At 61.6% G+C, this 12245-nt stretch carries 10 protein-coding genes; 4 read left to right on the top strand and 6 right to left on the bottom strand.

What is annotated here, in order from left to right:
- Nucleotides 1–44: 44 nt before the first annotated feature.
- Nucleotides 45–1394: an MFS transporter gene (locus tag BFP99_RS19895; protein ID WP_065947972.1), complete on the bottom strand. Its 1350-nt coding sequence runs from the start codon at nt 1392–1394 to the stop codon at nt 45–47.
- 552 nt (nt 1395–1946) lie between these two features.
- Between BFP99_RS19895 and BFP99_RS19890 the strand changes: the two genes are divergently transcribed.
- A complete protein-coding gene (locus BFP99_RS19890; RefSeq protein WP_065947971.1) occupies nt 1947–2879 on the top strand; it encodes a helix-turn-helix transcriptional regulator in 933 nt (310 codons plus the stop codon).
- 14 nt (nt 2880–2893) lie between these two features.
- Here the strand turns inward: BFP99_RS19890 and BFP99_RS19885 are convergent, their stop codons facing one another.
- Complete coding sequence (locus BFP99_RS19885; protein WP_065947970.1) at nt 2894–3796, bottom strand: LysR family transcriptional regulator; 903 nt, start codon at nt 3794–3796, stop codon at nt 2894–2896.
- A 106-nt stretch (nt 3797–3902) separates the two neighbouring features.
- Between BFP99_RS19885 and BFP99_RS19880 the strand changes: the two genes are divergently transcribed.
- Together BFP99_RS19880 and BFP99_RS19875 are read left to right on the top strand one after the other, a co-directional pair.
- Complete coding sequence (locus BFP99_RS19880) at nt 3903–5267, top strand: MFS transporter (protein ID WP_065924419.1); 1365 nt, start codon at nt 3903–3905, stop codon at nt 5265–5267.
- Nucleotides 5264–6538: a glucarate dehydratase family protein gene (locus BFP99_RS19875; RefSeq protein WP_065947969.1), complete on the top strand. Its 1275-nt coding sequence runs from the start codon at nt 5264–5266 to the stop codon at nt 6536–6538. Before BFP99_RS19880 ends, BFP99_RS19875 begins: the two co-directional genes overlap by 4 nt.
- A gap of 47 nt (nt 6539–6585) precedes the next feature.
- On the opposite strand, the gene BFP99_RS19870 is transcribed toward BFP99_RS19875, so the two are convergent.
- Nucleotides 6586–8268 (bottom strand): AMP-binding protein, encoded by a 1683-nt coding sequence (locus tag BFP99_RS19870; protein ID WP_065947968.1) that lies wholly within the window; start codon nt 8266–8268, stop codon nt 6586–6588.
- 264 nt (nt 8269–8532) lie between these two features.
- On the opposite strand from BFP99_RS19870, the gene BFP99_RS19865 reads away from it, so the two are divergent.
- Complete coding sequence (locus BFP99_RS19865) at nt 8533–9309, top strand: ABC transporter substrate-binding protein (protein ID WP_065924414.1); 777 nt, start codon at nt 8533–8535, stop codon at nt 9307–9309.
- A 221-nt stretch (nt 9310–9530) separates the two neighbouring features.
- Here BFP99_RS19865 and BFP99_RS19860 read toward each other — a convergent pair whose 3' ends face one another.
- From BFP99_RS19860 to BFP99_RS19850, 3 genes are read right to left on the bottom strand one after another with little or no spacing between them, the layout of a single operon-like run.
- A complete protein-coding gene (locus BFP99_RS19860) occupies nt 9531–10157 on the bottom strand; it encodes a helix-turn-helix transcriptional regulator (RefSeq protein WP_065947967.1) in 627 nt (208 codons plus the stop codon).
- A complete protein-coding gene (locus BFP99_RS19855) occupies nt 10157–11290 on the bottom strand; it encodes an NAD(P)/FAD-dependent oxidoreductase (protein WP_065924412.1) in 1134 nt (377 codons plus the stop codon). Before BFP99_RS19855 ends, BFP99_RS19860 begins: the two co-directional genes overlap by 1 nt.
- Nucleotides 11287–12222: an ornithine cyclodeaminase family protein gene (locus BFP99_RS19850; protein ID WP_065924411.1), complete on the bottom strand. Its 936-nt coding sequence runs from the start codon at nt 12220–12222 to the stop codon at nt 11287–11289. Before BFP99_RS19850 ends, BFP99_RS19855 begins: the two co-directional genes overlap by 4 nt.
- Between the last annotated feature and the right edge of the window lie 23 nt (nt 12223–12245).

Genomic DNA, 12245 nt, shown 5'->3' with positions numbered 1-12245 from the left:
TTGGACGATTGCGGCCTGGTGTTGGAGAAAAACATGTTGTTGACTCAGCGCGCCTTGAGTTCGATGCGGTACAAGCGGCCGAGCAGCAACGAGTAAGACAAGGTGCCAATCAGCGCGACACCGCCGATAAACCAAAACGCGTAGGCAAACGAGCCTGTCGCGTGAACGATGCCGCCAATCACGATCGGGGTGACGATCCCGCCGATATTGGCGGCCAGGCTGGTGATCCCGCCGGTCAGGCCGATCAGCTCCTTCGGTGCCACTTCCGATACGGCGGCCCACGACGACGACGCGATGCCTTGGGCAAAGAAGGCAATGGTCAGTATCGCGATGCAGATCACGTTCGAGTCGGTGAAATTGACCAGCACAATCGACATGCCCAGCATCGAGCCGACCACCAGGGGCAACTTGCGCGCGAAGGACATTGAGTAGCCACGGCGTATCAGCAAGTCGGAGACGATGCCGGCCAATAGAATGCCGACGGTAGCGCCCACGAACGGCAGCACCGCGAAGATCCCGGCCTTGATCATGGTCAGCTTGCGCTCTTCGATCAGGTATGTCGGGAACCAGGTCAGGAAGAAGTACAGCGCCGAGGTGCTGGCGAACTTGCCGATGCAAATGGCCCATATCTGCCGGTAGCCGAACAGCTCGGTGATCTGTCGCCAATTGAAGCGTGTGCGCTCCTGGCTGCTCTTGACCAGCCCACCGCCGCCTTCGATGTACTTCAATTCTTCCTGGCTGACGCGCTTGCAGTTCAACGGGTCGCGGTACAGGTACAGCCAGGCCACGCCGAACACGATGCCGAGCAACCCTGTGCTGTAGAACACATGGCGCCAGTCATAAGTGGTGGCCAGCCATAGCAGCACGCCGGTAAACAGAGCCGTGCCCAGGTACTGGCCGCACACATAGATGCTGCTGGCCATGCCGCGTTCGCGGGCCGGGAACCACACCGTCACTGCCCGGCTGTTGGCCGGAAACGCCGGTGCTTCCATGGCGCCGACGGCCAGGCGCAAGCCGAATAACGATGCAAACCCTGTGGCGAAACCCTGGCACACGGTCACGGTTGACCAACTGATCAGCGACACGCCGTAGGTGAGCCGGGAGCCGAAGCGGTCGGCCACAAAGCCTGCTGGTACCAGGGCGAGGGCATAAGTCCAGGCAAACGCGGAGAAAACCAGGCCCATTTCGATCTTGTCCAGGCCCAGGTCCTTGGCCATGAACGGTGCCGCAATCGAGATGTTCACGCGGTCGATGTAATTGATGATGGTTGCAATCAGCAGCAACGACAGCATGAACCAGCGACGCCGGGTCGGCAGCCGCTGGGGCAGGACGGCGTCCCGTACGCCGGCACTCACCGACGGCGCGGTGGACGGGGAGAGGTGCGAGTTCGACATGGGTAGACCTTTTTATTGTCAGGTGAATCGTGAAGTTCGCGCGCAGCCGAAGCCGATGCCCCCAGTACCGGGGCAGAGCAATCGCTGCATTAATGGGAGGCGCGAACAGCCGCTGTCAGGCGCTCAGAGATGCCTTCGCACGGGTCGGGCCGGGGGAGGGGGGATAGGGCAAAAAAGCAGGTTCATGGGGTGCGCACCTTTTGATTGTTTTTGGAAGGTTCGGGCTGCATGGGTGATTACAGTGGTCGTACAACATTCCAAAATCAACGCGTGCGTTAGATCGTTTTTTCTTTATGAAAAGGCCTTGAATGCAGGAGTCCAAGAAAAAACGGATTAATTTATTTGGCTAAAACCGCTGCGTTTTTTAAATAATCTATTGTTTTTTAATGATTAATTATTTTGTGGTGCGCCCGATTTTTTTGGACAGAGAAAATCGCCAACGCAGGTGAAAATAATCCGTCACACCTGGCTGTCATCCGATGACATATTGAAGCCGCGCCGGTCCGCCTGCACAATCACCCCGACCCTGTACCTGTCGAGGAGCCTCAGGCAATGTCATCACCCAGTCGAGTCCCCACTTACGTCATGCAGCAACGCAGCGAGTTGACCGACTTTTACATCCGCGACAAAAAAGGCCGTCGCGCGGAAACCAGCCCCCACCGCCATGAGTATTTCCAGATCCAGGTCAACCTGGGTGGCGACACCGTGCAGCACATCGGCAATGCCGAACGGCCGTTTCCGCGCAATGCGCTGGCGTTCATCCTGCCGCATCGGGTGCATGTGATTCCCCATCCGGCAGACAGCAACTTCATTGTGATCAATTTCTCCCAGACCTTCCTGCTGCCGCATTTGCAGTGCGACCCGATGGATCTGGAAGAGGTTTCGATCCTGCTGGCGCCCGAGTTGTCACCGTTCCGCTTCCAGGAGCATCTGGATTTCATCCTCGGCGATGAGGACTTCGGCATCGTCCGTGGCTTGATCGAACAGATGCGCGCCCTGGATGAAAACCGCCAGTTTGGCACTCGCGAGATGCTCAAGGGATTGTTGCTGCAATTGTTAGGGCGCGTGTGCGCGTTGTATGCCGAACCGCTCAAGCGCTTGGCCGAAGAGAATGCCGCCGAAGTCAGTCGGCGCGATGCACTGAGCAGAATGTCTGAGTACCTGCGCAAGAATATTGCAGACCCCGATCTGAACCTGATCAAGGTGGCGGCGGCGACTTACCTGTCACCGACCTACCTGACGCATTGGTTGCGCAAGGAAATCGGCAAGACCTTTACGGAGTTGGTGCTTGAACGCCGGATGCACGCGGCGCGCAATTATTTGCTCAATGGCACACGACCGGTGGGTGAGGTGGCCAGGTTGTGCGGTTTCGCCGACGAGGCGTATTTCTCCCGACGTTTTCGCCAGATACACGGCCAGCCACCCGGGCAATTCAGGCGCCAGCAGCTCAACCCTGACACGCCGCAATCACCCACCGGCACCTGAGTCGGCACGCGCCGTCAGTTCGCCCACCCGTCACGCACCGCACTGCGAATCCCCTCCAGCAACATCGCGAACGCCGGGTTGTCATTGTTCTCGCGCCAGATCAGGTGCAGTTCACTTTGCGCGCCTTCGCCCAGGTCGATATCGCGAAACACCACGTTCTTGAACACCACGCTGCTGGCGCAACGCGGTACCAGCGCCAAGCCCATACCGGCGTTGACCAGGGCCAGGATGGTCAGGGACGAGCCCAGCCACTGTACGTATTCCGGTGCGACACGGGCCGAGCGCAGCAGCCCGGTGAGCAGTTCGTTGAACGGCGGGTAGGCCGCATGGGCGTACATCAGGAACGGCTGGGCGTCGAGGTCGTGGACGCTGACGCTGTCGGCACTGGCCAGTCGATGGCTGCTCGGCACCGCCAGCACGAAGGGCTCGCGCACCAGGCATTCGGTGGCATAACCGGGTTCCAGCAGGGGCGCGCGGACGATGCCCAGGTCGATGCGCCGCGCGCGCAGGGCTTCGTATTGCTGGTAGGTGTTCATCTCCGAGAGGTCGATCCTGACCTGGGGCTGCTTGAGCCGTGCCTCGGCGATGACCCTGGGCAAAAACTCATACACCGCGCTGCCGACGAAGCTGATATTCACCGTGCCGATATCGCCCTCGGCAAAACGCCGTGCGGTCACGGCTGCCTGCTGGGCGCGCTCCAACAGGTTCTGCGCCTCGATGAAAAACGCCCGGCCGGCGGCGGTGAGGGCAACGCTGCGGGTGGTGCGGGTAAACAGCTCTACGCCGAGGTGATGCTCCAGTAATTGGATCTGCCGGCTGAGGGGCGGCTGGGTCATGTTCAGCCGTTCGGCGGCGCGGCGAAAATTCAGCTCGGTGGCCACGGTGGTGAAGCAGCGCAGTTGCGTCAGTTCGAACATTGATCTAATCCAGGTATCAATCGAATGCCAAGTTAGATTAGACGGGAACAATCCCCGGCGTCCATCATCGGTGCGTCCCTAAAAAAACAATGATTGGGAGTTGCCCTTGGATACCGTCCAGAATCCGCCCGACCCGAGCGTGCTCGCCCGCGCAGCCGCCAAGGTCAAGCGCCATGTACTGCCGTTGTTCGTGGTGATGTTCATCGTCAATTACATCGACCGGGTCAATATCGGCTTTGTGCGCAGCCATATGGAGACCGACCTGGGCATTGGCGCCGCCGCCTATGGCTTGGGTGCCGGGTTGTTCTTCATCGGTTACGCGATCTTCGAAGTGCCGTCCAATCTGCTGCTGCAGCGCTACGGCGCACGGGCCTGGTTGACGCGCATCATGTTCACCTGGGGCGCGGCTGCGATGGCCATGGCCTTTGTCCAAGGCGAAACCAGCTTTTATATCCTGCGCTTCGTGCTCGGCGCGGCCGAAGCCGGTTTTTTCCCCGGCATCATCTACTACTTCACCCAATGGTTGCCGGCCGCCGAGCGCGGCAAGGCGATGGCGATTTTCCTCAGCGGTTCGGCCATCGCCTCGGTGATTTCCGGGCCGGTGTCGGGGGCGTTGCTCAACGTCAGCGGCTTGAGCCTGCATGGCTGGCAGTGGATGTTCCTGATCGAGGGTTTTGCCTCCATCCTGTTGTGCGGGTTTGTGTGGTTCTGGTTGCAGTCCCACCCCCATCAGGCCAAGTGGCTCAGCGACGAAGAAAAACACGCCCTGGTGACGGCCATCGCGCTTGAGCAAACGGCCCGCGAAGCCACCCAGAGCGTGCGGCCGTCGATGTTCAAGCTGCTGGCCGACAAGCAGATCGCGCTGTTCTGCTTTATCTACTTTTCCATCGCCCTGACCATCTACGGCGCCACGTTCTGGTTGCCGAGCATGATCAAGAAAATGGGCAACCTGGGCGACTTCCAGGTGGGGTTGTTCAACTCGATCCCGTGGTTGATTTCCATCGTCGCCATGTATGGGTTCGCCGCCCTGGCGAGCAAGTGGAAACACCAGCAGGCGTGGGTGGCGCTGATGCTGGTGATCGCCGCCGTCGGCATGTTCATGTCCACCACTGGCGGGCCGGTGTTTGCGTTTGTCGCCATCTGTTTTGCCGCGATTGGCTTCAAGGCCGCTTCCGCGCTGTTCTGGCCGATCCCCCAGGGTTACCTGGATGCGCGCATCGCCGCGGCGGTGATTGCCTTGATCAATTCGGTCGGCAACCTCGGCGGGTTTGTTGCTCCCACCACCTTCGGCCTGCTGGAGCAGACCACCGGTTCGATTGAAGGCGGGCTGTACGGCCTGGCCGCGACCTCGCTGGTGGCCGCGGTGGTGGTGTTTTTTGCGCGCACCGCACCACGGCCCGGTGTGCCGCCCACCTCCAAACCGACTCATCATCATGCCTTGCGTCCAGGCCCACAGGGAGCCGCCTCTTGAAAATCGTCCGCGTTACCGTCACACCCATCGCGTTTCGCGACCCGCCGCTGCTCAACGCCAGCGGTATCCACGAAGCCTTCGCGCTGCGCTCGATCATCGAAATCGAGAGCGACACCGGCTACATCGGCCTTGGCGAAAGCTACGGCGATGCCCCGGCGCTGGCGATCCAGCAACAGGTCAAGGATCAACTGATCGGCCTTGATCCGTTCAACCTCAACCAACTGCGCGCCATCGTGCAGGCCACCGTGGCGGCGCACAAACCCGCGAGCATTGCCGGCGCCGAACTGGCCCCCGGTTCCCATGCGAGCAAGGCAGTGAGCAATGCCTATTCGGCGTTTGAGGTGGCGTTTCTCGACCTGCAGGCGCACTCACTGAATGTGCCGCTGGTGGACCTGCTGGGCGGCGCGATCCGCGACCGGATCCCGTTCAGCGCCTACCTGTTCTTCAAGTACGCCGAGCACATCGACTCGCCCTATAAACCCGACAGTTGGGGCGAAGCCCTCAACGAAGTACAGATCGTCGCCCAGGCGCGGCGGATGATCGACACCTATGGCTTCAAAAGCATCAAGCTCAAGGCCGGTGCGCTGGACCCTGAGCATGAAGTGGCGTGCATCAAGGCCCTTAAAAAAGCCTTCCCCGGCGTGCCGCTGCGCATCGACCCGAATGGCAATTGGTCCCTGGAAACCTCGATCCGCATGGCCGAACTGCTCGGCGACGACCTGCAGTATTACGAAGACCCCACCCCCGGCCTGGAAGGCATGGCCGAGTTGCACACACGCACCGGCTTGCCCCTGGCGACCAACATGGTGGTCACCGATTTTGACGAGTTCCGCCGCAGCGTGGCCCTGAACAGCGTGCAGATCGTACTCGCCGACCATCACTACTGGGGCGGCCTGCGCGACACCCAGGTATTGGCGAAGATGTGCCAGACTTTTGGCCTGGGCGTGTCGATGCACTCCAACTCACACCTGGGCATCAGCCTGATGGCCATGGCCCACGTGGCCGCGTCGGTGCCCAACCTCGACTACGCCTGCGACACCCACTACCCCTGGCAAGAACCGGACGAAGAAGTGATCAAGGGCGGCAAACTGCCGATTGTCGACGGCTGCGTGAAGATCACCCGCGCACCGGGGCTGGGCCTGGAACTGGACCCTGATCAACTGGGCAAGCTGCATGACCAATACCTCAGCTGCGGCATTCGCCAGCGCGACGACGTGAAGCAGATGCAGCGCTATCAACCGGATTGGAAGACCGTCAAACCGCGTTTCTGAAGCTGGTCGCTTCGTTTTGCCCGGTGACTTGCGTCACCGGGCTTTTTTTAGCTGAAATCTTCTTCGAAGTGCTCCTGTTCACCCCGTGTGTCGCTCTGGCGCCGCACCACCTCCATCTGCCGCAACTCCACCCGGCGGATTTTGCCGGAAATGGTCTTGGGCAACTCGCTGACAAACTCGATCCGCCGCACCCGCTTGTAGGGCGCCAGATGCTCGCGGGCGAAGGCGAGGATGTGCGCGGCCAGTTCGGCGCTGCCCGGGGCGTCATGGGCCAGGATCAGGAACGCCTTGGGCACCGCCAGGCGCAACGGATCGGGGCTGGGCACCACGGCCACTTCCATCACCGCCGGGTGTTCGATCAGCGCGCTTTCCAGCTCGAAGGGGCTGATGCGGTAGTCGGAGGCCTTGAACACGTCGTCGGCGCGCCCGACAAAGGTGATGTAGCCGTCGGCGTCGATCTGCGCGGTGTCGCCGGTGCGGTAGTAACCGTCGCGCATCACCTCGGCGGTTTTCTCCGGGCTGTCTTCGTAGCCGAGCATCAGGCCCAGTGGGCGCACCTCAAGGGGCAGGGCAACTTCACCCTCGGTGCCCGGCACGCCGTCGGCGTCCAGCAGGGCCACCTGGTAGCCCGGCAACGGGCGGCCCATGGAGCCTGGCTTGAGCACCTGGCCCGGCGTATTGCCCACCAACGCGGTGGTTTCCGACTGGCCGAAGCCGTCGCGCAGCGGCAGGCCCCAGGCCTGTTGGATCTGCTCGATGATCTCCGGGTTCAGCGGTTCACCGGCGCCCACCAGTTCGCGCAGGTTCAGGCGCGATTTGTAGCTGGCCAGGTCTTCCTGGATCAGCATGCGCCACACCGTGGGCGGGGCGCACAGGCTGGTTACCCGGTACTTCTCCAGCGCGCCGAGCAACGCCTGGGCACTGAAGCGCGCGACGTTATGGATAAAGATGCAGGCGCCGGCATTCCACGGTGCGAACAGGCAGCTCCAGGCATGCTTGGCCCAGCCCGGCGAGGAGATGTTCAGGTGCAGGTCGCCGGGTTGCAGGCCGATCCAGTACAGGGTCGACAGATGGCCGACCGGATAGCTCTGGTGGCTGTGCAGCACCATCTTCGGTTTTGAGGTGGTGCCGGAGGTGAAATACAGCAGCATCGGGTCCGTGGCCAAGGTACGGCCCTCGGCCTCGAACCGCTCGGGGTATTCAAAGGCGGCGCTGTGCGCGACCCAGCCAGTCGGCGCCGCTCCCACGCATACGCGGCTGCAACCTTCGCCCAGGCCCTCGAACTTGCCGACATGCGCCGCGCCGACCACCAAGTGGCGGACCTGGCCACGCTCGATGCGGTCGTGCAGGTCAACCGGGTTGAGCAGGGCGGTGGCGGGGATCACCACCGCGCCGAGCTTGAAGGCCGCCAGCATGGTTTCCCACAGCGCCACATCGTTGCCGAGCATCAGCAGCACGCGCTCGCCACGCCGAACACCGAGGGCGCGCAGGTGGTTAGCGACCTGGTTGGAGCGCGCGGCCAGTTGCTGGAAGCTGTAGCGCTGCTCGCTGCCGTCCTCTTCGACGATCCACAGCGCGTCGGCGGCATTGCCCTCGGCCATGGCATCGAAGTAGTCCAGGGCCCAATTGAATTCGCTCAGCTGTGGCCAACGAAAATCCCGGGCGGCGGTGGCGTAGTCGGTACGGTGCGCGAGCAGAAAATCCCGGGCAGCCAGGAAGGACTGGGTCATGGTCGGTGTCCTTAATTATTGTTGTGGGGACTGGCCCTTCGGGTGCACCGAGAGGCTGGACCGAGTATAGGCACGCATAAATAAGAGCAAAACGCTCAAAAACACCGGAGCGTTGTGCAAAAAAGTCATGGGTGATAAGGGCTGGCGAGTGGTGATTGACGGGTTATACGTAAAAGTCCAGTATGGAATTATAAGTACAAAAGAACCCGCTCCAGCTTTTTCTTCACGCTTGCCAAAACCAATAACAACTCGCGAGACACGACCATGAAGAAACTCCCCCTCATCACCGCCCTGGCCTTGGGCCTGATCGCCTCCAGCCACCTGCTGGCCGCCGAGAAAACCCTGCGTATCGGCATCGAAGCGGCTTACCCACCGTTTGCGTCCAAGACCGAAGAGGGCAAGATCGTCGGCTTCGACTACGACATCGGCAATGCGCTGTGTGCGCAGATGAAGGTCAAGTGTGTGTGGGTCGAAGGTGAATTCGACGGCCTGATTCCTTCCCTCAAAGTGAAGAAAATCGACATGGCCTTGTCGTCCATGACCATCAATGACGATCGCAAGAAGTCGGTGGATTTCTCCCACAAGTACTACTTCACCTCCTCGCGCCTGGTGATGAGGGACGGTGCCGTGGTGGATGACCAGTACGCCAGCCTCAAGGGCAAGACCGTGGGTGTGCAGCGCGCCACCACCACCGACCGTTACGCCACCGAGGTGTTCGAACCCAAGGGCATCAACGTCAAGCGCTACAGCAATAACGAAGAGATCTACATGGACCTGGCGGCAGGCCGGCTGGATGCAATCTTTGCCGACACCATTCCCTTGAATGACTTTTTGCAGATGCCTCGGGGCAAGGGCTACGGGTTTGTCGGCCCGGAACTCAAGGACCCGAAATACGTGGGCGAGGGCGCCGGGATCGCGGTGCGCAAGGGCAATACCGCGCTGGTCAGCGAACTGAACAGCGCCATCGACGGCATTCGTGCCAGTGGGGAATACCAGAAGATTTCACAGCAGTACTTCAAGGCCGACATCTACGGCGATTGAGCGTCATACGCGGGAAAAATGTGGTGGGAGAGGGCAAGCCCTAATGCCAGTCAGTTAAGCGTACATCGCCTCCTGTAGGAGCGAGCTTGCTCGCGAAAAACGTCAACGATAACGCGTGCTTCCTGAATGAACGCGGCGCCTGCGAGTTTTTCGCGAGCAAGCTCGCTCCTACAAAAAGCCTTAACTGACTGGCATTGAGGCAAGCCCCCTCTCACATTTGATCAGCCCTTGAGCTCCTTCAAATGCTTGTAGACCGTGGCCCGGCCCATGCCCAGCACGTTGGCCACGTAGTTCGAGGCGCTTTTGCCCTTGAACGCGCCTTCGGCATGCAGCGCCAGTACCAGCTCACGCTTGTGGTCACGGGTGAGCAGGTTCAGGCTCAGCTGGCGCTCGCGCATCCAGGCATGCAGGAACGTGTTGATACGCTCCTGCCAGTCATCGCGAAACAGCGAGTCCGGTTGCGGGATCAGCTTGCTCGGCGACAGGAACAGGTCCAGCGCCGCCTTGGCGTTTTCGAACAGTGAGATATTCAGGTTGATGCACAGCACTGCCAGCCGGCGACCTGTGTGGTCATGCAGCACGGTGCTCAGGCTGCGGATTTTCTGGCCATCCCAATTGAGCTTTTCGTAGGGGCCGATATTCACGTCGCTGACGTCGGCGCTGAGCATGTCCTCCAGCGCCGAGTCGTCGCCAATGCCCCTTTTGGACAGGTTATTGGCGATGTAATCGACTTTTTGCGTGCGCAGGTCATGCAGCACCACTTCAGCGTGGGGGAAGAACAGCGTGGCGATTGCATCGGCAATCGCACGGAAATTCTGCATGACTTTTTCGTGTTCGGCGCTGTTCATCAATGGGGCTCCAGGCGGGCGAGGGAGAGCATACCAGCGTCGAGGCCGAACCGTGTCAGTGGTTCCGGCAACGCTTCACCGCGCACCAGCGCTGCACTGGCCTGGCCCATGGCGGGCGATGTCTGGATCCCATAACCGCCTTGCGCCGCCACCCAGAACAGGCCGGGTACCTGTGGGTCGAAGCCGCTGAGCAAATCACCATCGTGCACAAAACTGCGCAGGCCGGCCCAGGTGCGCGTCGGGCGGCGGATAGTCAGGGTGGTGGCTTCTTCTATCTGATAGATGCCCATGGCGATGTCCAGCTCTTCGGGCTGTACATCCTGGGGCTCCACCGGGTCGGCATTGGCCGGCGAGCCGAGGAACATGCCGGCGTCGGGTTTCATGTAGAAGGCTTCGTCGAGGGCTACCAGCATCGGCCAGGCGTGGCTGTCCACGCCTTCGGGGCCGGCGAAGATAAATGCCGAGCGCCGCTTGGGTTGCAGGCCGATGGACGCGGCGCCCGCCAGCCCGCCGATATGATCGGCCCAGGCGCCAGCGGCGTTGATAATGATCGGCGCGGTGTAGGTCCCGTCCTGGGTGTTTACGTGCCAGAGGCCCGCGCTGTCACGGCTCAAGCCCAGTACATGGCTGTCGGTACGCACTTCGCCCTGATTGCGTCGGATACCGCGCAAATAGCCCTGGTGCAGGGCGTCGGTGTCGATGTCGCTGGCGGTCGGGTCATACAGCGCGCCATGGACTTTTTCCCGGCGCAGGATCGGCAGGCGCGCGCAGGCTTCATCCGCCGTGAGCCGTTCGACCTGGGGCACCGTGGCCTTGGCGCTCAGGTACTGGGCCTGCAATTCGGCGGCGTCACCGTTGAAGTCCACAGTCATTTCGCCGCGTGGCGTCAGCAGCGGGTGCTCGCAGAAACCCGGCGGCGGGTTATCGAAAAACGCGCGGCTGGCCTGGGTCAACGCCCGCACCTGCGGGGTGCCATAGGCCGCCGTGTAGAGCGCCGCCGAGCGTCCGGTGGAGTGATAGGCCGGGTGGGATTCACGCTCCAGCACCAGCACCTTGCCATGGGGCGACAACCAGAAACCCGTGGACGCGCCGGCAATGCCGCCGCCGATGATGATGAAGTCGGCATGGCTCATAACAGTCTCCAGAGGGCATTGGCCAGGGCGATGTCTTCCAGGCCCAGGCCGATGGAACGGAAAAATACGTGGCGGTCATAGGCCGGGCGCTGTACCTGCTCACTGAGCAGTTCGGGCAGGTCGCCGACGATCGCGTTCTTGTCCCAGCCGTGCTGTTCAGCGGCAATCAACATTTCGCCGGCCGAGCCGGGGGTGGTCTGGCGATAGTCGCAGAACACCTGCATGGCGTTGAGGCTCTGGGGCGGCACTTCATGGGCACGCGGGGCGTTGGTGCTGATCGAGGTGATCAGCGCCGGCTTGCTCAAGCGCGACGGGTCGATCACCGGGCCGGCCGATGAGGTGCACAGCAGGATCACATCGGCGTCGGCCACCGCCGCATCGCAGCTGTTGGCGATGCTCAAACGTGGATCCAGGCGTTTGATGGCGTCGGTATTGGCAGTGGCCAGGCGTGGCGAAAACAGGCTGATGCCCTGCCAGTCCCGCAGATTCTTCACGTAATGCAAATGTGCCAGCGCGACCTTGCCGCTGCCGATGATCGCCAGGCGCCGTGCCACCTGCGGGGCCAGCGCCTCCACAGCCAGCGCAGTGGTCGCGGCGGTGCGCGCGGTGGTCAACTCGGCGGCATCGCACAGCAACAGGGGCTCGCCGGTTTGCATCGACATCAACAGCGTCCAGGCCGTCACCAGCGGCCCTTGCTCGCGCACGATATACGGCGAGGTCTTGACCCCGTACACCCCCTCTTCAGCCAGCACGCCCAGGTAATTGATGAAATCGCCGGCGTCGTGGGGGAACGCCACTAATTGCTGCGCCGGTTGCACCGCGTGCCCGGCGGCCAGGGCGCGAAACAGCGTGTGCAGGATCTGCGGTACATCGACTTGGGCGAGCAGTTCACGGGCCTGGGCCTGGTTGATTACATGGGGCGCGCTGGACATGGATATCTCCGATATCTGAACTT

The sequence above is a fragment of the Pseudomonas sp. 1 R 17 genome (assembly GCF_900067035.1).
GTDB lineage: Bacteria > Pseudomonadota > Gammaproteobacteria > Pseudomonadales > Pseudomonadaceae > Aquipseudomonas > Aquipseudomonas marginalis.
This window is presented reverse-complemented; position numbering and strand designations above follow the sequence as displayed.